At 46.1% G+C, this 21,929-nt stretch carries 18 protein-coding genes; 9 read left to right on the top strand and 9 right to left on the bottom strand.

The genetic code is table 11. From position 1 onward, the window contains the following. Positions 1 to 260 precede the first annotated feature (260 nt). From R7Q39_RS01725 to R7Q39_RS01705, 5 genes are all read right to left on the bottom strand, one after another. A complete protein-coding gene (locus tag R7Q39_RS01725) occupies positions 261 to 1,541 on the bottom strand; it encodes a TRAP transporter large permease (RefSeq protein ID WP_318075694.1) in 1,281 nt (426 codons plus the stop codon). Further along, positions 1,538 to 2,101: a TRAP transporter small permease gene (locus R7Q39_RS01720; RefSeq protein WP_318075692.1), complete on the bottom strand. Its 564-nt coding sequence runs from the start codon at positions 2,099 to 2,101 to the stop codon at positions 1,538 to 1,540. The genes R7Q39_RS01725 and R7Q39_RS01720 overlap by 4 nt, the downstream gene beginning before the upstream one ends. Positions 2,102 to 2,159: 58 nt before the next feature. Further along, complete coding sequence (locus tag R7Q39_RS01715) at positions 2,160 to 3,155, bottom strand: TRAP transporter substrate-binding protein (protein WP_318075691.1); 996 nt, start codon at positions 3,153 to 3,155, stop codon at positions 2,160 to 2,162. A 267-nt stretch (positions 3,156 to 3,422) separates the two neighbouring features. After that, positions 3,423 to 4,379, bottom strand: a complete 957-nt coding sequence (locus tag R7Q39_RS01710) for a LacI family DNA-binding transcriptional regulator (protein WP_005374746.1) — start codon at positions 4,377 to 4,379, stop codon at positions 3,423 to 3,425. A gap of 150 nt (positions 4,380 to 4,529) precedes the next feature. Next, entirely contained in the window at positions 4,530 to 5,279 is a 750-nt protein-coding gene (locus R7Q39_RS01705) for an HpcH/HpaI aldolase family protein (RefSeq protein ID WP_318075689.1), read from the bottom strand. Between the two features lie 289 nt (positions 5,280 to 5,568). Here R7Q39_RS01705 and hisD point away from each other — a divergent pair, with 289 nt between their 5' ends. From hisD to R7Q39_RS01685, 4 genes are all read left to right on the top strand, one after another. Beyond that, on the top strand, positions 5,569 to 6,861 hold the full coding sequence (hisD, locus tag R7Q39_RS01700) for a histidinol dehydrogenase (protein ID WP_237305660.1): 1,293 nt from the start codon (positions 5,569 to 5,571) through the stop codon (positions 6,859 to 6,861). A gap of 1 nt (position 6,862) precedes the next feature. Beyond that, positions 6,863 to 7,597, top strand: coding sequence for an SDR family NAD(P)-dependent oxidoreductase (locus tag R7Q39_RS01695; protein WP_047102420.1), 735 nt, complete (start codon positions 6,863 to 6,865; stop codon positions 7,595 to 7,597). 65 nt (positions 7,598 to 7,662) lie between these two features. Next, positions 7,663 to 8,667: a cupin gene (locus R7Q39_RS01690; protein WP_017634482.1), complete on the top strand. Its 1,005-nt coding sequence runs from the start codon at positions 7,663 to 7,665 to the stop codon at positions 8,665 to 8,667. 1 nt (position 8,668) lies between these two features. Continuing rightward, positions 8,669 to 9,388: an alpha/beta fold hydrolase gene (locus tag R7Q39_RS01685; protein ID WP_130545708.1), complete on the top strand. Its 720-nt coding sequence runs from the start codon at positions 8,669 to 8,671 to the stop codon at positions 9,386 to 9,388. 63 nt (positions 9,389 to 9,451) lie between these two features. Here the strand turns inward: R7Q39_RS01685 and R7Q39_RS01680 are convergent, their stop codons facing one another. The 3 genes from R7Q39_RS01680 to R7Q39_RS01670 all read right to left on the bottom strand — a co-directional run bounded on the left by R7Q39_RS01680 (position 9,452) and on the right by R7Q39_RS01670 (position 13,128). Beyond that, a complete protein-coding gene (locus tag R7Q39_RS01680; RefSeq protein WP_017634480.1) occupies positions 9,452 to 10,537 on the bottom strand; it encodes a porin in 1,086 nt (361 codons plus the stop codon). A gap of 177 nt (positions 10,538 to 10,714) precedes the next feature. Next, on the bottom strand, positions 10,715 to 11,731 hold the full coding sequence (locus tag R7Q39_RS01675; protein ID WP_005374772.1) for a nuclear transport factor 2 family protein: 1,017 nt from the start codon (positions 11,729 to 11,731) through the stop codon (positions 10,715 to 10,717). Positions 11,732 to 11,832: 101 nt separating this feature from the next. After that, positions 11,833 to 13,128 (bottom strand): MFS transporter, encoded by a 1,296-nt coding sequence (locus R7Q39_RS01670; RefSeq protein WP_130545709.1) that lies wholly within the window; start codon positions 13,126 to 13,128, stop codon positions 11,833 to 11,835. A 339-nt stretch (positions 13,129 to 13,467) separates the two neighbouring features. Here R7Q39_RS01670 and R7Q39_RS01665 point away from each other — a divergent pair, with 339 nt between their 5' ends. Beyond that, the gene (locus tag R7Q39_RS01665) at positions 13,468 to 15,009 is read left to right on the top strand and encodes a sodium:solute symporter (RefSeq protein ID WP_318075687.1); all 1,542 of its coding nucleotides are present in this window, start codon (positions 13,468 to 13,470) and stop codon (positions 15,007 to 15,009) included. Between the two features lie 11 nt (positions 15,010 to 15,020). Then, on the top strand, positions 15,021 to 16,391 hold the full coding sequence (locus R7Q39_RS01660; protein ID WP_318075686.1) for an L-serine ammonia-lyase: 1,371 nt from the start codon (positions 15,021 to 15,023) through the stop codon (positions 16,389 to 16,391). Between the two features lie 77 nt (positions 16,392 to 16,468). Here R7Q39_RS01660 and glgX read toward each other — a convergent pair whose 3' ends face one another. After that, on the bottom strand, positions 16,469 to 18,460 hold the full coding sequence (gene glgX, locus R7Q39_RS01655; protein WP_318075685.1) for a glycogen debranching protein GlgX: 1,992 nt from the start codon (positions 18,458 to 18,460) through the stop codon (positions 16,469 to 16,471). Positions 18,461 to 18,906: 446 nt separating this feature from the next. Between glgX and R7Q39_RS01650 the strand changes: the two genes are divergently transcribed. The 3 genes from R7Q39_RS01650 to R7Q39_RS01640 all read left to right on the top strand — a co-directional run bounded on the left by R7Q39_RS01650 (position 18,907) and on the right by R7Q39_RS01640 (position 21,911). Further along, positions 18,907 to 20,178: a maltoporin gene (locus R7Q39_RS01650; protein ID WP_005374784.1), complete on the top strand. Its 1,272-nt coding sequence runs from the start codon at positions 18,907 to 18,909 to the stop codon at positions 20,176 to 20,178. A 100-nt stretch (positions 20,179 to 20,278) separates the two neighbouring features. Next, complete coding sequence (locus tag R7Q39_RS01645; RefSeq protein ID WP_005374786.1) at positions 20,279 to 21,088, top strand: MalM family protein; 810 nt, start codon at positions 20,279 to 20,281, stop codon at positions 21,086 to 21,088. A 316-nt stretch (positions 21,089 to 21,404) separates the two neighbouring features. After that, positions 21,405 to 21,911, top strand: coding sequence for a hypothetical protein (locus R7Q39_RS01640; protein ID WP_017634473.1), 507 nt, complete (start codon positions 21,405 to 21,407; stop codon positions 21,909 to 21,911). Positions 21,912 to 21,929: the final 18 nt, after the last annotated feature.

Here is a 21,929-nt window from a genome sequence, read left to right as displayed (position 1 = left end):
TAATTTATTTTGATTTGTATGAATGGAAACAAATGATTAAGCCAAAACTGATAATCATGCAGATCAAGGCACCCAAATAGACTTTATCGCTAATATTCAGCTATTTTGGTGTCAATTATCCTTATATCTTTCAGCTTTTCCTTTTGCATACGAATGCTTAAAGGCTTTTTTATTAAATCGGAAGTAGATAACGAATAAGCCACTAGAAAGGTGTTTATCTAGTGGCTATAACAGTCATAAGCGCTCTATGAGTGCAACGATCAGGATAAAAGCGCAGGTAACGATAGCGAGATGGCAGGGATGAAGGTAATCAACATCAAGGCCACTATCATTGCACCAATCCAACCCATGATGGCTTTAGAGAGCGACTCTATCGGTACTTTGCCTACCTGACTTGCCATAAACAGGTTGGCACCCAGAGGAGGCGTAACAAAGCCAATGGCCAAGTTCACGATCATCACGATACCAAAATGAACGGGGTCCATGCCGAGTGCTGACGTAATGGGTAACAGAATTGGTGTGAGAATAACAATCGCTGCCAGCGTTTCCATAAAGGTACCGACGAGCAACAACAGGACATTGATGCAAAGCAGTATCAGAAGTTTGTTTTCGGTAATCGATAGAATGAACTGAGCGATCTCGGTCGGTAGACGTTCTAGGGTCAATATGCGGCCAAACGTCACGGACGCACCCACAATGACGAGCACAGCGCCAACTAACAGTGACGACTCTAGAATGATTTTCACCACTTGCGCTGGTTTGAGTTCTTTATAAACAAACATGCCAAAGAATAAGCCATAGAGCACACCAATGGCGGCTGATTCGGTAGGTGTGAAGATTCCGGAATAGATACCGCCGAGAATGATCACGGGGAGTAGCATTGCCCAGCTGGCTTCTTTTAGCGCAGAAAGACGCTCTGACCAAGTGGCTTTGCGTTCGTTACCTGTGTAGCCCCGCATTTTTGAGACAATTAGACAGTAGCCGATCAATACCATACCGACGACCAAGCCAGGAATGATTCCCGCCATGAACATCTTAGTGACGGAGACTTCAGCAGTGATCGCGTAGACGATCATCACCACAGATGGTGGAATAATGACGCCAATTCCGCCGGAGGAAGCGATTAAAGCACCTGCAAAGCTGCGGTCGTAGCCTTTCTTCACCATCGAGGGAATCATCGTCAGGCCGATAGCGGCAACAGTGGCAGACCCTGTACCAGAGATGGAAGCGAAGAACATACACGCCACAATGGCCACGATGCCAAGCCCGCCAGTAAAGTGGCCAAAGAAGACCTCCGCCACATGCAATAATCGTTTTGAGATCCCTCCTTGGCTCATAAGGTTACCTGCTAAGGTAAAAAGAACGACGGCGAGGAGAGGGAAAGAGTCGAGCCCTGTTACCATTCCTTGGACTAAAAACTCGATGTTAAGGAATGGCAGGCTTAATATCGCGACCATACTGGCTGCCGCCAGAGCAATACCGACCGGAACGCCAATGAGCAGAAGCAGACCAAAGCTGCCAAACAAAAGTGCAGACGTCATGCGTTAAACTCCAATAGCCGGTTAGAAGTACGATACTTTGCTTTGATATGGCGATAGCGTTGGCGAGAAAAGCGAACTCGTTCATTGCTGGTGGAGCACGCGTTCACACGTTGATAAAGGCTTGTCACTAGGCGCGCGCAGCTTAATAGTGCGCAAACTAAAACAGAGGCATACAAACACGCAATAGGAATTTCCATTGCGGGTGCAATCTGACCGAGTTGCAGGCTGCGGTTTATAACCTTAAATCCAAACCAGGCGACAGTGGCACTAAAGGCAAGGTAGATAAGATCAGAGACAATCAAACTGAATTGCGTCCAATTGCCCGGAAGTTTATCGATGAACACACGAATGCGGATGTGTCGATCATCTCGGATACAGTAGCTGATGCTCAGGTACATCGCCCATACGAATAAATAACGAGCCAGCTCTTCAGCCCACGCGATCGTTGCATCGAACAGGCGTAGGGCGATTTGCAAGCACAGTAAAGTTGTCATCGTTGAGATCGCGATAACGATAAGGGTTGGTTCTAGGTATTTGTCTAGTAAGCGAAACCACTTCATGTTCACCTCCAAAACGAGAAAGCACGACCTGTTGCCAGATCGTGCAAAAGAGTGGGAGTTATAGGCGTTCTATCTCGGCCATCACGTTGTCAAACAAGTCTTTACCCGTTTTACTGCGCAAGTCCTGGTACACGGCTGCATTCATTTTCTCTTTCATGATGCTGCGCACGTCATCTGGGACGATGTTAACCGTCATGCCTTTTGCTTCGAGCTCTTTGATTACTTCTTGGTTTTGCTGCGCGGCGAGCTCACGCTGTTTTGCGATGGTTTCTTTGCTTACTTCACTGATCAGCGTTTGTTGTTCGGCCGGCAGTGAATCCCAAAACGATTTGTTCATGAACAACACGTAGTTGGTGTATATATGGTTAGTTAAAGAGAGGTACTTTTGTGCCTCGTAAAAACGTTCGGCGTAAATAGAGTAGATAGCACTTTCTTGAGCGTTAATCAGGCCTTGTTGTAACGAGGTGAAAATTTCTCCCCAAGACAGAGGTGTTGGTGCAGTACCAATAGATTTCCACGCGCTTATTTGAGTGGGGTTAGATGCCGAGCGAATCTTTAGCCCTTTCAGGTCCTCAATACTATCAATTGGCTGTTTGTTGTTGGTCACGCTACGAAAGCCGACCTCCATAAAGCCAAGTCCATGAAAGCCTTTTGATTCCATAGCATTCAACAATGGTTGTCCGATCTTCTCACTGTCGAGCGCTTTGTGTGCTTGCTCTTCGCTATCAAAAAGGTAGAACACGTCGAGCACGTTAAACTCTGGGACGTAGGGAGAGAGTAAAACTGACGCACCAAACGTCATTTGTAAGTTGCCTTGCTGCACGAGTTCAGTCGTCTCACGCACATCGCCTAGTTGTCTTGCCGGATAGATTTCAACTTCTATCTCACCGTTTGAGCGAGCTTCCACTTCTTGTTCGAAATAGAGCATTGCTTTGTGTACGGGAGAGGTTTCTTGACTGTCATGAGCAAGACGAATAACACTGGCTGCAAACGTATTCATACTGCTAAATACAAGCCCCAGTGCGGTAAGTGAAGTAAGGATTGCTTTCTTCATCGTTCTTCCTTGTTTCTGGTATGACCTGCCATGGGCATTCGTCGGCAAGTCACACAACTTTTTATGTTTTTATAAATTAGTTGAGCAATTCATATCCATTTTGCATACGAATCCAAAATAAAACATTAAAGTAACAAGTCAATAACAAGATTGATGAATTGATGAGGAATTAAATAACGATTGGTGAAAATTTAATCGTGATCACAGAAAATGCCTTACTCGAAAGCAAGACATTTTGTTTATGAAGAATGAATAAAAATGGATTTATTAAATGGTGCTACTACGTTCGATCAAGGTGCCTTGCTCGAAAAGGTATTCGCCAGTTGCATCCAGGTTGCCGTTGATTCGATTCATCAAGTCTTCAACCGCTCGTTTAACAATTTTGTCGACTGGTTGAGCAATGGTGGTCAAATCATAACTCGGCCATGCAGACATCGGAATGTTATCTACACCCATCACAGAGAAGTCTTGGGGGATCTTTGCTCCGGCTTGTCGCAAGCCATCCATCACACCCATGGCGAGGATGTCGTTTGCACAAAAAATTGCATCGGGTTTGCTAGTGTGCGACAAGATCGCTTTCGCTGCTTCTAAGCCTGCTTCAAAGCTGTACTTGGCTTGGATAAACGTTGGTGATGGAGCGCCGAGTTCTTGCAACTTTGAAGAGAAACCCAGCCAACGCTCTTCACTGGTCATGGAGCCAGCATCGCCACTGATATAAGCACACTGTTTTGCGCCTTTCTGCGTTAAATACTCCGCAGCTTGTTGGCCCGCCAATCGGTTATCAATACCAGAGCTATTGGCATTAATACCCTCGGCGTAGCGGTTAATCAAGCTTAAATGAACGCCAAACTTTTCGCATTGGGCAAACGCGCGTGAGGTTAAACGGCTGGTGGCGATAACGAGTCCGTCCACTTGGTATTCAATGGCGCGTGAAATGGCGAGATCGAGGTCGTCCTTGTCGATAGGGCAAAGCACAACTTGTCCGCCTCGCTTTTGAATTTCGACAGCCAAAGCACGAGATTGCATGTCGTACATTGGGTTTGATTCGCTATCTAACGCAATCGCCACTAAGCCTGAACGATTCGAAATCAGACCTCGGGCGATGGCATTCGGTGTGTATCCGAGCTTAGCTGCGGCATCCATCACCATTTTGCGTTTCTTCTCGCTAATACTCGCAGTCGGGCTGAATGCTCTAGATACCGTCGATTGAGAGACGCCGAGCATCTTCGCGACGTCGATCGAAGTTACTTTCGCTTTAATGGTGATACTCCTTATTTAAGGCCATTGAACCTTCTCATACGTGCTGAGTGTATGGGCTAGGGGATTTCTGTGTCTAGAGCATTACATTGATAAGGCGTAAATATCAGAGAAAACTCAAGAATTCATCACATTTCTCTCTTGCTTGAAGCCATCAATGATCATTTTGTGTTCAGAGCCAACACAAAAGAAGCTAACGCCGAGTTCACGCCATTCCCGAGCTTGTTGAGCCGTCGCGACAAACATGCCAGCAGGTTTATTGGCGGCTCTGGCCGCTTCGATTACTCGCATACTTGCTTGTGCGACTTTCTCATCATGAACGCTATCAGCACCATAAGCGACAGTGAGATCAACTTGGCCAATGAAGAGCGCATCAATTCCTTCAACATTGGCAATCGCTTCAACATTTTCAACCCCTTGAGGGTCTTCAATTTGTGCAATGACAATCGTATTCGCACGGCTGTCTTTTAAGTGTTCAACCATGGGCTTAGTGGCGTATTGCGCTGCTCGACTGGAACCTGCATACCCTCGGCCACCTTCTCCGTAATGGCAGATTTTCGCCAGTTGCGTCGCTTGCTCAGCAGTACAAACATGGGGAATTTGTACACCCGCCGCGCCACAGTCAAGCGCGTTCAAAATGGTTGAAGGAGCGCTGTCTTGTACTCGTACCACGCACGCGAGGTCATTCGCTCTGGCCGCCATGATGCACAGATCAAGCGAGGAACGATCGAAAGGTGCGTGCTCTGCATCCAGTACCACAAAAGGCAACTCTGCCAGTGCCAATACCTCGATAATGTGAGGGTGAGGGGTTTTAACAAATGTACCTAATAGCGTTTCTTTAGTCAGACGTTGCTTAAAATTGCTCATGATTATCTCCTTTGCAAAGGTATGCAAAAACTAACACGGAGAAATGTAAATGATGAGTAAAAATGATGTGATCTAAAACTCATTTTTGATTAAAAATTAAACTCAATCAAGGTCCTTATTACTTGCTTTTATTTGTTTAAATTAATTAATACAAAGGCTTAAGGGTGGTTTTTGTGGTTTGTTGACTTAACTTGTCAAATGTTAATTAAGTGTTTAATCTGATTTTGCATTCGTATCCAAAAGCATAAAAATAACCGTTCGTCAGCCTCAATGTTCAAGGAGAAAACCAATGGCACGCATTTTAAAAAACGGAATCACTGAAGAAGCATCAGCATCAAACGACGCAAAAGTGCGTCAGATTGTTGAAAGCATTCTTACTGATATTGAATCGAAAGGTGATAGCGCTGTACGTGAGTTGTCTGAAAAGTTTGATAACTGGTCGCCGGAGCAATTCCGCCTGTCAGAAGAGCAGATCCAAGCCTGTGTGGATGCGCTTGATGAATCGACTCGTCATGATATCGAGTTCGCTCAGCAACAAGTTCGAAACTTTGCTCAAATTCAACGTGACTCAATGAAAGACGTCGAAGTAGAAACCATGCCTGGTGTGGTACTGGGGCATAAAAATATTCCAGTAAACAGCGTGGGTTGTTACATCCCTGGTGGAAAATACCCATTGGTTGCATCCGCTCACATGAGTGTACTGACGGCGAAAGTCGCGGGCGTAAAACGTGTTATTGCTTGTGCGCCTCCGTTTAACGGCCAGCCGAATGTCGCGATTGTCGCTGCGATGGCAATGGCGGGTGCGGATGAAATCTACTGCTTCGGTGGTGTTCAGGCGGTAGGTGCAATGGCTCTTGGTACAGAGACTATTGCGCCAGTCGATATGATTGTAGGGCCGGGTAACGCATTTGTGGCAGAGGCAAAACGTCAGTTGTTTGGTCGCGTTGGTATCGATTTGTTTGCAGGGCCAACGGAAACCTTGGTCATTGCTGATGAGAAAGGCTGTGACCCGGAATTGGCAGCGGCAGACTTGCTTGGTCAGGCTGAGCATGGTTACAACTCTCCCGCTGTATTGTTGACCAATAGCGAAACATTTGCGCAAGAAACCATTAAAGAGATCGAACGTCAGTTAACCATTCTTCCAACGGCTGAAGTCGCGGGTAAAGCGTGGGCAGATTACGGACAAGTGATTGTGTGTGATAGCTACGAAGAAATGGTGGAAGTGGCAGACGATATCGCTTCTGAACACGTTCAAGTGATGACGGAAGATCCTAAATACTTCCTAGATAACATGACCAACTACGGTGCCTTGTTCCTAGGTCGTGAAACCAACGTTTCTTACGGCGATAAATGTATTGGTACCAACCATACACTGCCAACGAAGAAAGCGGCGCGATACACCGGTGGTCTTTGGGTAGGTAAATTTATCAAGACCTGTACTTACCAGCGTGTAACGGAAGCTGCGTCGCTAAAAGTCGGTGAGTACTGCTCTCGCTTGTGTGCACTCGAAGGTTTCGCAGGTCACAAAGAGCAAGCGGATATTCGTGTGCGCCGTTACAAAGGCAAAGTGGAAGAGGCGTAATATGTCGAAACTTGCCTTAGTCACAGGCGGCAGTGGCGGACTGGGTGCCGCCATTTGTCGCAAGCTAGCTGAATCGGGATATCGCGTAATTCTGACTTACAACAGTAATCAGAAAGCGGCCGAGGATGTGCTTTCCTCGCTGCCACGTAACGAGCATCTAGCATTCAAATTGAACGTGGCAGATTCTAGTGCGATTGAACAGCTTAAACATCAAGTCAGTGAAATAAGCGACAAGCTGGATCTGTTGGTCAACTGTGCGGGGATGACGAAATTCGTCGCGCACTCTGATTTGCAAAGTCTAGATGACCAGCTGTTTGACCAAATTTTCCAAGTGAACGTCCGTGCGCCTTTTGCCATGGTTCGAGCGTTTGAGCCTTGGCTTAAGCAAGCCAATGGTTGTGTGGTGAACATTACTTCTATCGCGGCACAGACTGCGATGGGGAGCAACATTGCTTACTGTGCAAGTAAATCTGCCGCGGAGAACATGACCCGTTCTTTAGCTCGCGCTCTGTCTCCCGAGGTTCGAGTTCTGGCTGTTGCTCCAGGGCTTGTCGACACTGAGTTTGTCAAAGGCTTGGATGACGCATGGCGTAATCAACAAGAACAATCCACACCGCTTAAGCGTTTAGCCAATGATGAAGAAGTCGCTCAAGCTGTGTACGCCGCAGCAGAAGTTTTGACCTTCTCGACAGGCAATACCATCGCGGTTGATGGTGGGCGGCCTCTAGGACTGTAACTAACGCTCGGTTTGTAACTAACAATTCAAAGGCTAGGTCCAAACAAGGACAACAAGGATTTACAATGACTCTACAATCTAAAATGAATAATAACCTGGTCCGCTATATGGAACTGATTCCGGGTACGAGTGCGTTTATTGATGCGCGCACGCCAGGCAGTGATCTCAAAGATAACTTTTGTATTATCGGTGCTGGGGTGGCAGAGAGCAGTCGTCAGCATGTTCATATTCGCGATACGGCGGGCTTTAATATTGGTGCCGCAGGCCAACCGCCGGGCATCAAAAATTCGTTACATTCTCATCGCACCGCTGAGCTTTTCTTGGTGTTCAAAGGTCAGTTCCGTTTTTATTGGGGGAACGATGGAGAGCATGAGGCGGTGTTGTCTCACGGTGACGTCATCTCGATTCCAACCAATCTCTTCCGTGGATTTGAAGTGGTTGGCCGCGATTACGGCTTTATGTTCTCGGTACTTGGCGGCGACGATTCAGGTGGCGGCGTTATTTGGCATCCAAACGTTATTAAAGACAGTCAAGGTTATGGTTTATACCTCAAAGCCGATGGCACACTTGTGGACACTATTAATGGCGACCCGGTGCCACAAGAATCAGAATTGATGCCGCTGCTTACCGAAGAAGAGCTCGCGACCTTCGATACCTACACCGCAGAAGAGATGATGCCATTTGTCGCTCTGCAAAAAGATTATCGTGAAATCAAAGGCGATTTCAGCGGAAGCAACGTGAAACAATACGCCTTAACGGGTCACCCTTTGGCGAGTTATGACTTCCAAGTAAAGAGTGAAGATGAAGTGAGCATCATGGCTTATGAGCTTTCTGAAGGTGGCTCGATTCCTCAACACTGCCGAGAAGAAAAACAAGTGCTTATCAACTTTGATGGCGATACAGAGGTGGTGCTCACACATCAAGGCGAACAAGCTAACGTTGTTTTAACGCGTGGTGATGTGCTGAATGTTCCAGAAGGTGCGTCATACTCACTGACGAACTTGCGTGGTAATAGTTTGACGTATTGCATTCTTGGGTCTGATCAACCAAAGCCGCTTGCAGGAGAATAAAATGACGCAACCCACCTCGTTAGTTTGGCTACCCGGACTACTTTGTGATGGCACATTGTTTGAGGAAGTCAACCGAGCGTTGCCAAGTTGGGTTGAGCCTACATGCCCGACGCTGGCTTCATTGCCGTCAATGGAACAGCTGGCGCAGAAAGTCTTGCAAGATGCACCGCAGGAGTTTGTCTTGGGTGGTGTATCAATGGGTGGGATTCTTGCCTTTGAGGTGTACCGTCAAGCGCCGAATAGAGTTAAAGGCTTGATCCTTATGGATACCAATGCAGCAGATGAAAAACCAGAAGTGACACAAAAGCGTGATGCACTGGTTAGCCGTGCGTTAAGTGGTGAGTTTGAACGCATTACGGCTGACACTCTGATGCCTGTGCTGATTCATCCAAGCCGTTTGCAAGACAAAGCGTTAACTGAGCGTATCGAAGGCATGGCGGTTAATGTAGGTTTGGAGGCATTTGAAGCACATGCTAAAGCGTTAGCAACTCGCCCGGATGCTCGACCTTTATTGGCGGACATTCAAGCTCCTACGTTGGTGATAACAGGTAAAGAAGATAAGCTTTGTCCGCTAGACAATCATCTGCTCATGGAGAGATGCATCCCAAACGTCACGCTTCATGTTATCCCTGAGTGTGGGCATCTATCTACGCTTGAGCAGCCTTTAATGGTTAGTGAAGTGATGACTACTTGGCTTCAAGATAACTTTGCTTTGTGTTGATAAGAACTTCATCACTCACCACCTTAAGGTTACTTGGGTATAGGTGGTGAGTGATGAGTATTATCAGAAGTAGTATCGAATACCTGCCGCGAATTGATCATCACGGTTTTCGAATTTGCTGCCATCGTACTGATCTTTACCTAGGTCGAACTGGTATTCAGTCCAAACTAGGAATTTGTTCTTCTGGAAGTGGTATTCAAGGCCAGGAATCAGCAAGTTACGCTCGTAACCTTGCGTCTCGTCACCACGATCTTCCATGTAGTTGTAGTTCAACGTTGGGCGTAGGCCGTTGTCGAAGTGGTAGTAAGTGTAGATTTCGCCACCTAGGGTATCGAACATTACGTCCGTACCGCCTTGGCTCACAGCTTCCCAGTTTTCACCAACGTGGAAAGTCGCACCTGCGTAGAAGCCACCGTTGCTGTAGTTTGCGCCCAATAACATGATGCGCATGTTGTCGCCGTTTTCTACGCCAACCACGCTTGCGTCTAGATCCGCAACTTCATTTTGATGGTAAGCCGCACCCAATGTTACGCCATCAACCGGTTTGTAAGTGATAGACGCACCCATGCCGTTTTTCAATGAGGCTGTCGCATTGCTTGCTAGAGCAACATCTTCACGCGTGGTTTGGTAAGTAAAGCCGTAGCTCACTTTTTCATTAATTGAATTACGGTACGTAATTGAGTTTTCTGCACGACCTGCACCTGATGCGATACCCCAGTCAGCTAGGTTGTAAACACCTGAGCCACGAGTACCGAATACACGACCTAAATCGGTGTACCATGCTACGTCGTAGAAGGTAGACCACTGCTTAGTACCCGCAGCAATCTTGCCGTATTTTTCGTGATCAACACCTGCGTATAGCAAGCGGTCGTAAATGTTGTCGCCGTTCGCGCCAGAGTTGTAGCCCCATTCCGCGTGACCGAAACCAGTCCAGCCGTTATCCAGACCCATTTGGCCTTTCAAACCGAAACGTGAGCTGCCGCTGTTCCATTCGCCGTTGTCATCACCGCCACGGTCTTGGTAGCGAAGATCGAAACGGCCATCGATGGTTAGGCTGTCGCCAGCGTCATTAACAAAAGTGTGTGCAGCAAAGGCTGAGCTAGAAGTAAGCGCTGCTAAAATCACTGCAGAAAGGGTCGACTTTTTCATCATCAATCTCATTATTTAGGGCGCAGAAAGCCACCGTGCGTTCATGCCCGTTTTGAATAAGGGTTCTATCTTGAGGTTGTGCCCCATCCTTGAGGCACGAGTTGGGAGCATGTCGCTTGAACCGAGAGGGGATTCAGGCAACATAAAGGCGGGTTGACAATCCGCCTCTACGACTTCTTATAGAGAAGGGTTTAGGATCTGTTGAGTACGTTCGAACACGTCTAGACCTTGCTGTTTTAGCCAGTAAGGAAGGTCGATCAGTACCCAGTTCTCAGATAGCTTGTCGCCGTCACGGTAGTAAACGTCAACCACTTGCATGTCTGCACGTACTTCACCACCTGTCATACCTAGGAAACCACCGATTGGCGTGTTAGATAGGTTTGGCCAGCCGAAGAAACAAGAGAAGTTACCTTCTGCGAAACGACATACGTGGCCATTAAACTTCTTGTCTTTCAGGTTGTTACGGAACGGCAATTGGTGCTGCTGTTGGTAACGAGGGATTGTGTAAGACGCACCGATACCACATGGACCGTACCAGATCATGTCTTTAGACCAGCTCTTCTCAAGAACTTCTGGTGGGCAACCCATAGCGCCGCTGTCGTTTAGTGCAGATAGGTCATCAACCATCTTGTTCACTAGTGCTAGTGTTGCTACGCCTTCTTCTGGTGCTGCGTCTTCGAACAGTAGACCATCGTGGTTACGAGGACCAGGGTATACGAAGTGCTTACCTGTTGATGGTGGCAGTGGGTAACAACCCGCTTGGTCCATTGCACCTAGAAGGTCTAGGAATAGGCCAGTCTTAGTGATCTTGCCGTTTTCAACACAGTTAAATTCTGCGTAACGGATGTTCATGATCTTGCCAGTTGGGCGCATGCCTAAGTATTCAGCGTCGAATAGACCCATGAAGTGACCCATGCTCATTACCCAGATTTCACCTGATGTTACTTCGTTCTCACCACCGATGAAGATGTCTTGACGACGCTGCATGCGAGTCATTGATTTCATCAAAGGAGCCCAGAAAACGTCAGCCGCTGCTTGAGCGCCTTGTTGCTCACGGAATGGGTAAACACCACGCCATAGGTAATCTTCTGAAGTGTGTGCTTTTAGTACTTCTGCCACGTTCTCGTGAGTTGCGTTTTCCATTGCGCTGAAGTATTCACGTACAACGCGTTTCGCTTCTTGATATTTAGACATAATAAACTCTCTTATTTGCTGTCGAGTCGGCTTTGGGAACAGGACTCGAAATTAAGTTTTTTCATCCGGCCGGGGAGCCAGCCGGAGTTTTTGAAATTCAGTTACGCTTTTGCTGCTTCGGCTTTTTTGCTCTTATCGAACACGCCGCCTTTTAGTGTCTCTGGCAGTGATAGCCATAGAAGACCAGCAAGGATCCATACGATTGGTGAACCCCACATTGCGGTTTGTAGGTCGGTACGTTCTTGGATGAAGATAAGTACCATTGGTGCCCACATACCGAGGATACGACCACCGTGGAATAGTGCCGCGCCGTAGCTACGTAGGTGTGCTGGGAACAGTTCTGAGAAGTAACCACCCCATACCGCTGAAGAAGACAGACCGAAGTTGTAAATCAGACCAAGTAGAGCCAGCATGTTTAGGCCGCCAATCACCATGTCGCCAGGTGCAACAAAGAAGATTGAAACCATGATGCCCGCTAGGATGAAGCCAAATGCGTTCACCTTACGACCGAATTTGTCAGCTACCCAACCCCAGAACCACGCACCAAACAGTGAACCAAACGCTGAGATAGAGAAGATGAGACCGATGGTTGCACCGTCGAACATACGTACATCACGTAGGTAAGTGGTTACGAAGCCACCAAAGAATTGGAAACCGTAGAAGTTAAGGCCAGCCAGCAATAGACACGTTAGAGTGATCTTACGGTAAGGCTTGCTTAGCATTTCGCCCCAAGAGCCTTTTTTCGCTGGTGCATTTGATTCTTCTGCTTTTGCTTGCTCTTCTTCACCGTAAGCGATCACTTTGCTGTCGCTAGGTAGTACAAAGATCATGACCACAGCGGCTGCCAATGGTGGGATACCACCAACAAGCATTAGGCTTTCCCATGGTGCATCGATGCTTGCAATAAATGCTGCATACGCACCCATTACCATCAGTGCTACAGAGAACATAGAAGACGCGAATGCCGTCAACTTACCACGTACCGTTGGCCTAAATAGGCCGATCATCAAGCTTACTGCCACGGTGAAGTAACCACCCAGTGACAAACCAATGATGAAACGCATTGCTGCCCATGTTGTGTAGTCGGTGAACATCATATTGATGATCGTTGCGCCACCGTTTAGGGCTGTGATGGTAATAAGAGTGGATTTCTTACCAAATTTTGTTGCGAACCAAGCACAGCTCAATGCACCGATAAGTGCACCAACCGACTGCCATGTATAGAACTGGGCAGTGTCTGACAGGCTAATACCATCATACGCTTCAACGATGTATGGGCGTACGTAGTCAATAATTACAAAGTTATAACAATAGAAAAAGTAACCAACCAGTATCGCTAGATAGGCAGCTACCCTTTGAATCATAGGAACTTCGCTCATGTGTCTTTTGGCATTCATGACCGATAAACCTCTATTTCACTTAGGATTTGTTGCTATTCAAACTTAAAGAACACGATCTTATTGGGATCATCTTCGATTTCGTGTCGGTGTGAATCATAGTTTTTTTAAGGTCATTAGATCCGTGATCAATATCAATTTTAAAATGAATGCGTACCCAATTGGTGGTTTTTAGTGATGGGAGTCTCATTAAATCGGTCTTTTTGGCATTTTTGAATATATAACCGTCTATATTGGTGATTATAGTCACAGTTATGGCGGGATTATCGTTTAGATATGCTTTTTTAAAGTAATATCCAAGCACAAATAATTAGCACCCAGAATTATGGAAACCCTGAAATGGTTACGTACTCAAGTTTTGTGGTGATTGCGTTATACGTGTTAATCACCATATTAATCAGCTATTTAGTGAATAAGCGCTACAGCAATGGTGGCGACTTTTCTACGGGTGGAAAGCAATTTGGCTGGTTTACGGCAGGTGTTTCGATACTTGCGACTTACATTAGTGCGATGACGTTTGTAGGGATGCCTGGTTGGGTTTATAGCTCTGGCATGGAAGCGATGAGTATTCACCTTAACTATCCCATCGTTATCTTTTTCACCGTCATTTTCTTTGTGCCTGTCTTTTATAAGCTGGGTCTGACTTCGATTTATGAATACCTTGAGCACCGGTTTGGGGTGTATGCAAGAACCATCAACTCGATTGTGTTCATTGTGGTTCAATGTATCTCTGCGGGTGTGATTTTGTATGCCGTGGCGCTGATCTTAGTGCAAGTTCTGCCTATCAGTATTTCTGAAGCCATCATCTACATCAGTATTTTCACCGCTTGCTATACCTATGCGGGCGGGATTTCCACGGTTATCTGGACCGATATGTTGCAATCTGCAGTATTGGTGGCAGGCAGCATCGCTATCTTTGCCATTCTAATGAAGGAGATTAATACGGCAGATTACCTTTCTCGTGATCACCTGAATATCATCAACTTAGACTTTGATTTGGGCGTGGATACTACACTCTGGGCTGGTATGGTTGCCGTGAGCTTTTTGCATTTGAGTGTGTACGGCACCAACCAATTGATCATCCAACGCACGTTAGCGACGAGATGTGAAAAGACGGCGCAGAAGTCGATGCTGTTGTGTGGTTACGGTGCATTTTTTGTGTACTTATTCTTCGCGGTACTCGGTGTTCTTTTGAGTGTTTTCTATCAAGATCAATCGTTTGAAAACAGCAACGAAGTGATTTTGGATTTCGTCTTCAACCACACTAACCCAATCATCGTTGGTTTGATCATTTCCGCATTGGCGGCGGCCGCAATGTCGACCTTGGATTCTACCTACAACTCAATGGCGACCGTCGCAACGTTCGATATCTACAAGCGTTTCGTTCGCAAGAGTGCCGATGATGAGCACTACGAAAAAGTCGCAAGAAAGATGAGTTTGCTAGCTGCGGCTATGGTGGTAGTGCCAGCTCTTCTGGCGGTATCGAATGAATCGGTACTCAAAACCATCGCTAGTCTGACTTCTATCTTCGTTGGTATCCGTCTTGGGTCATTCGTGCTTGGCTTATTCTGGGCAAAAGCCAATGAGAAAGGCGTGATCGTTGGCAGTATCATGAGTGTGATTGCGGTGTTTACTGCCATGTATCTCGACGTGGCTTGGCCGTGGTTCGCGCCAATTGGTACGTTCGTCTTCCTTTTGTTTGGTGTGTTAGTGAGCCGTCGTTGGGGCGCTGTGACTGCCGAGCAACAAATTTTTATCAATAATCAAAAACATCTTTTTGCAAAGCCAACCGCAAGCCATTACGGGCTATTGGTGTTCGCTGTGGCGACCATCGCCGCTTGTATGGTTCTCCCTGATTGGCTTTATGCTGCATTGTCGTAATAGGTAAGTTTATGCTGTCCATCTTTGATATTTACAAGATTGGTGTGGGCCCTTCTAGCTCTCACACCAATGGTCCCATGATCGCGGGTTACCACTTCACTCGTTTGATTGAATCTAACTTGGCAAAAGTGGTTCGTATTCAAGTTGATTTATACGGTTCACTTTCGTTAACGGGGATTGGTCACCATACAGACCGTGCGACCATTTTGGGTCTGTTGGGTAACAAACCAGATACCATCAAAATCGCTTCTGCGAATAAAGCGATGCGCAAGACGATTGAAGAGGGCATGATGTCTGTCGATGGCCGTCATGAAATCGAATTCAACTACAAAACGGACATGTTGTTCCATGAAGAGAACCTTCCTCTGCATGAGAATGGAATGACGATTACTGCGTTAGATGCGCACGGCAATCAGGTTGGGTTTGAAACTTACTACTCTATCGGTGGTGGTTTCATCGCAACGGCGGATGAACTGCAAAATGGCAGTGCGACTGCGGCCGTAGAAGTTGAGTTTCCATTCTCCAGTGCAGACGAAATGTTGGCACAGGCAGAGAAGAATGGCATGAGCCTTGGCGGCATGATTCTGAAAAACGAACAAGCGTTTCAGGATATGGAAGCCATCAATCAACGTGCAGAACAGATCTGGCGTGTGATGACGCGTTGCATGGAGCGTGGTTTCGAGACAGAAGGTATCTTGGATGGCGGCTTGAACGTGACCCGCCGTGCGCCTAACTTGCTGAAGAAGCTTGAAGCAAATGAAGCAATCGAAAACGATCCGATGGAAATCATGGATTGGATTAACCTGTTTGCTTTTGCTGTGAGTGAAGAAAACGCTGCTGGTGGACAAGTCGTAACGTCGCCAACTAATGGTGCGGCGGGTGTGATTCCTGCGGTATTGATGTACTATCATCGCTTCATCAAAGAGCTTGATACTAAACAGCTTAAAGACTTCCTTGCTGTGTCCGGTGCGATTGGCATTTTGTACAAAACCAATGCGTCTATTTCGGGTGCCGAAGTGGGATGTCAGGGTGAAGTCGGTGTATCTTCCTCTATGGCGGCAGCTGGCTTGACCGCGCTACGTGGTGGCAGCAATGAGCAAATTTGTATTGCGGCTGAGATTGCCATGGAGCACTCACTAGGCATGACTTGTGACCCAATTGGTGGCTTAGTGCAAGTACCGTGTATTGAGCGTAATGCGATGGGGGCAATGAAAGCGATCAATGCTTCTCGCATGGCATTAAAGCGTAATAGTAAATGTTTGATCTCGTTGGATAAGGTGATTGAAACCATGTACCAAACGGGCAAAGACATGAACAAGAAATACCGCGAAACGTCACTGGGTGGGTTAGCTTTGATTCACCTAGCGCCACCTTGCGAATAATGAGTTAGGCACATCTAACCAACAAAAAGCCGAAGCACTGAGATGCATCGGCTTTCCTTTTTTGGATCGTTTATAACTTAGCTATGCGTTTGCTCACCTTTTGGTGTGCTTTGGTTTGGTTGATAGTGCAAAATCACCATCGAGGTGGGTGACAGCAAGACTTCGCCTTCAGCATGTCCTGGGTTGAGGTTACGTACGTTTGTATCACAGATCGTCACCCATTCTTGCTTTCGCTCATTAGGGAGCTTAAAGCGAGCTGTAGCGTTAGTTTGGTTGATGAGGTAGACCAGTTCTTGTCCTTCTTTACCGATACCAAGGTGAAGTGCGACAGAGCTTAAACGGTTCCAATCATCGTGCTCCATTAAGCGACCGTCTGTACGACGCCAGAAAATACGGTTGTTATTGCGGTTTTCGCCACTGAAAGCTCGGATAAATGGCACCATGTATTGATTTCGGTTGGCGACCATTTGTGACATCCATGCTTTGAAATGTTGCTTACGTTCTGTCTCTTCCCAGTTCAGCCAACTGGTTTCGTTGTCTTGGCAATAGGCATTATTGTTACCGCCTTGGGTGTGAGACAGAACATCAGCAGTGAGAATGTGTGTGATACCAAAGGCAAACAGCAAGCTAGCAATAAGGTTGCGTTTTTGCTTCTCACGCGTGGCGATAATCATCAGATTTTCCGTCTCGCCCTCAACACCGTAGTTTTCTGAACGATTGTCACCGTGACCGTCGCGATTTTCTTCGCCATTGGCTTCGTTATGTTTGTGCTTGTAAGACACTAAATCTTGCAGTGTGAAGCCATCGTGATACGTGATGTAATTTACGGTGAGTTTGTATGGCCAGTTCGCTGCACTGTAAATGTCACGAGAGCCCATTAATCGAGTGGCAAACTCTTTTAAATAGCCTTGATCACCGCGCCAAAAACTGCGGGAAATATCACGCAGTTTGTCATTACATTCGTTCCAACCAAATGGAAAGTTACCCACTTGGTAGCCATTTGGACCAATATCCCAAGGTTCGGCAATCAATTTGGTTTCACGCAAAATTGGGTCTTGCGCAACGGCTTTAAAGAAAGCTGCTTCTGGGTTGTAATCATCGCCCTGTCGACCTAACGTTGCAGCCAAGTCAAAACGGAAGCCATCGACTTTAAATTCGCTAACCCAGTAGCGCAATGTATCCATCACAAGGTTTAAGGCTGGTTGGTAGGTGAGATCCACTGTATTTCCGCAGCCAGTGTAATTGGCGAAGTGGTTGCCATGTTTGATGTAAAAACAGGAATCGAGGGCCTTCAGGTTGAAGATTGTAGGCCCTTCACCACCTTCAGCAGTGTGGTTGTAAACCACGTCGAGAATCACTTCGATGCCGTTTTTATGCAATTCTCGAATTGTTGTTTTTAATTCCGTAACGGCGTCTTGTTCTGCGTAGCGCGGATCGGGCACCATAAAGAGATAAGGGTTGTATCCCCAATAATTGACCTTTTCCATCTCTAGTAGATGAGGCTCATGCATGCATGCTGCGACAGGTAGCAATTGCAGCGTGTTGATGTTTTGCTGTTTGTAAAAGGCCAGCATTTCAGGTGATGCAAGACCTAAATAGCGCCCCTTCAGCTTGTCCTCAACCTCTGGGTGGCGTTGGGTAAGCCCTTTGACGTGCGTCTCAAACAACACCATCTCTTCTCTAGGTATACGCGGGTGATCCGTGTTTTGCCAGTCAAAATCATCTTCGATAACGACGCACTTCGGCATATCGAAACTTTTGGCTGGAGAGTAGGGAGGGTGATAGTGGAGGGCTTTATCTATTGATTTTGCGTACGGATCAGAAATTAACAGTGGCTCGTCCTTGTGGGAGACAAGGTAACCGTATTTTTGCCCCAGCTTAATATCTGGAATAAAAGTATGACGTATGCCAGCGTATTCATTCGGTAAACCGCGAAGCTCGTAGCTGCCATCGTCTGCAAACAATGCCAGTTGAATGTCTTTTACGCCCGGAGCATGAATAGAGAAGTTACAGCCTTCTTTATTCAATGTTGCGCCCAGGGGGTAGGGGCGAGAGAGAAGTCGTGTCATCGGAGATACTTTATTTAATATTTATTGCTACCTTTAGGAAACTATAAGTTAAAAACTTTGTCTTACTAAGGTCAACCACCCTAAATATAAAAATATTCGTGTAATTTAATTACTTTATGTGACGGCTTAGAGTCAAAAATATGAAATGGCTATCACTTTGTAGCGGCTCAAAACCGAACAAACTTACTAATTCCTCCCTAGATTGGTGATCTGACTCGAAAAAACACCATTCGGTAAATTTTCTACTCCCTTCTCATCCCCCTTAAATTAGTTTAGGGCGGAGGAAGTCATCCTTGTACGCCTCGGGTAATCTCACAACTGTTGAAACAAACGGGGATTCGTTCCCATCTTACCTCTCTTTCTTTAGGTGTGTTTTTACTGCCTATATTCACCTAAAAGAGTGAGCAGGGAAGACAGAATTATAAATACCCTTAATGGAGTTAAGAATGAAAAAAGTAAGTGCAATTGCTGCTGCTGTAGCTGCAACTTTAGCTGCTGGTTCTGCATTCGCAGTGGATTTCCACGGTTACATGCGTGCTGGCGTTGGCGTGAACGCTGACGGTGGTCAACAATTAACATTCGAAAAGAACAAGATCGGTCGTCTAGGTAATGAAAGCGATATCTACGGCGAGATTCAACTAGGTAAAGAAGTTTACAACAACAACGGCAAAACGTTCTACGTAGACTCTATGGTTGCAATGACTTCTAACGGTTCAAACGACTGGGAAAGCACTTCTGCTAACTGTGGTTTGGATAACGGCGAAGTGAAATGTGTAGACGATGCACAATTCGCACTACGTCAGTTCAACGTTCAAGCTAAAGGCCTACTAAACTTTGCTCCTGAAGCAACGCTTTGGGCAGGTAAACGCTACTACCAACGTCACGACATTCATATCTCTGACTTCTACTACTGGAACATCTCTGGCGCGGGCGCTGGTGTTGAAGGTATCGAAGCTGGTCCTGGTAAAGTTTCTTTCGCTTGGGTTCGTAACGACCGCGGCGATATCGCAGACCCAGGCAACGATGGCGGCGCAACAAACGTAAACACTCTAGACGTACGTTACGCAGGTCTTCCTCTATGGGACAATGGCTCTCTAGAAATGGGCTTGAACTACGCAATTCTTAACGAAACTGACGCTGCGCCAAACGGCACTAAAGATGCGAAAAACGGCGTAATGTTCACAGCAGAATTGACTCAAGGTCTAGACGCTGGTTTCAACAAAACAGTGCTTCAGTACGGTACTGAAGGTTACTCTAAAACAATGGCATTCTACGGCGACGGCAGCTGGTACGGCGCAGAAGCTGACAACGGTGCATCTGGTTACCGCCTAATCAACTGGGGTGTAATCGGCATGGGCGACAGCTGGGAAATGGGTCACCAGTTAGTGTACGGTGTTGGTGAAGACATGTGGGCTGGCCAAGACAAGTGGGAAACAATGTCTGTTGTTGTTCGTCCAATGTACAAATGGGATGACAACCACAAAACTATCTTCGAAGCTGGTTACGCTATCGACGATAACGACGGCGAAGAAAACAAATACGGTAAGCTAACTGTTGCTCAAGCATGGTCTGCTGGCTCTAGCTTCTGGGCTCGTCCTGAAATCCGTGTTTACGCTTCTTACCTAACGGCTGACAAAGAAGACAACTCAAACACATTTGACAACGGCCGTTCAGACGATACGTTCCAATTCGGTGTACAAGCTGAAGCTTGGTGGTAATCATCTAACCACTAAGTCCTAAATTGTCCTAGAATGATACAGCCAGAACTTATCTGGCTGTATTTATTTAAAAAACAATAAAGAGTCGAGGTAGACAGTAATGAAAAAATGGCTTGCTCCCGTACTGCTGGGCATGTTGGCTACTGGTTGTGCGTCTGTAGAACAAGTAGAGATGAGTCCAAAAGGTCAGCAACAAGTGATCACGCAATCGGGTGATATTCAATGGGTACCGCTTAACGTGCCTGTGGTTACTGAATTCGCTTTGACTGATAAAAGCCAAATGTTGTTGGATGGTAACAGTGCTGGCGCTATTGCAGCGTTTGCTCTTCCAGGTAACCGTGGCAGTCTCGATATCAAATTAGAGACATTCGTAAGTAAAGAACTTCAATTTTATGCTCCTAATGTCGCAGTGATGAACTCGGCAGGAGAAACCATTTACCAAGCAGATTTTTCAAAGTTTAAGTATGAACCAGCAAAACTGTTGGACAACGATAAATTCGTACTTGATCTCAATGTGATTCCAGACATGACAGGTAACGATCTGCATGTGTTGGTTTACACGACTTCCGCCGATCTAAAAGGAAGTACACAAGTTTTACACCCTGCAAAAGCCTTCGCCATGGCGCGTCACACTCAGCCGCCAGATATTGCAGACCCTCTAGCGAAACATAGCCCACTCGGTCAGTTCCGCTTTTCGGTATCCGCGAATGATATTGTGAATACTAAGATTGTTGCGAAAAACGACAACATTCCCCAAGGTACGGACCTTACTAGCTACTACTACAGCTCCATTGAAGCGGCAGTCGCAGCGAATGATATTCCGAAAGCGCTCACTTTGCTTGATGAAGCAAAAGAGCTGGGTATCGAAGGTGCACAACAAGTGTTTGTGAAAGCCGTAAATAGAAAATAATCAGATAAAAAAGGTCAGCGAAATGCTGACCTTTTTCATAGAAAATAAACCAATAAAAATACCCCTACATAGAGTTACCTTATTCACATAATTATTTTTATTACTTTGTTTTTTATATAGGTTGGATCAATAATTAATGGCAGTTCCTAACTTATTTTTTGTACTTAGGAAATAAACAAACTTCTCGAAGTGATTTAAATTCGCAATCTGACGATATTTATTTGGCGTTTGATATTTCCATTTTAATAACGATTAATATTTCTTTTAACCGTTGAGTTTATTTTGCTTTGGATATACTAAAAAGGAATTACGTGAAATGAACATGATGAAGACCTCTCTTGCTGCTGCCCTACTTGTTGCCTTAGTAGGTTGTCAATCGACGGCAGAACCTGAAGCGGCCACAGAGCCAGTTGTTAATATGTCTCAAGACGAAGTGGTTGCTTTCATGAAAGCGTGTGACAACCCAGATAGCACAGCGAAAGGACCTATTTCTAAACCACTATTTGTGGTGGGTACGTTTGCGGATTCCGATTGGAAACACGTGCCTCAGCGTCAATACACCTACAAAGGGAATAATTTCTACCAAGCCGTGGTTCAAGAAAAAGTAGGCTCCTACAAAATGCAGTACGCGACCGAGTTGTGGTTCCCACAATTTACCGCAAAAGGTAATAGAATGAACGTTGGTGAATTAACACCATTAACATTTGGTGGTTACGGTACGGATACTTCGGTTGATATTAAAGAAGATGGTAAATATGTATGGAGTCTTCAGTTTGAAGGAAAAGGTAAACCTGTTCATGTCATGGTAAATAAGTGCCAATAATATTCCATTAAATTATTT

Source organism: Vibrio sp. 947 (genome assembly GCF_033339115.1).
GTDB classification, from domain to species: domain Bacteria; phylum Pseudomonadota; class Gammaproteobacteria; order Enterobacterales; family Vibrionaceae; genus Vibrio; species Vibrio alginolyticus.
The sequence above is the reverse complement of the archived record's forward strand: the minus strand, read 5'-3'. Positions and strand labels throughout refer to the sequence as shown.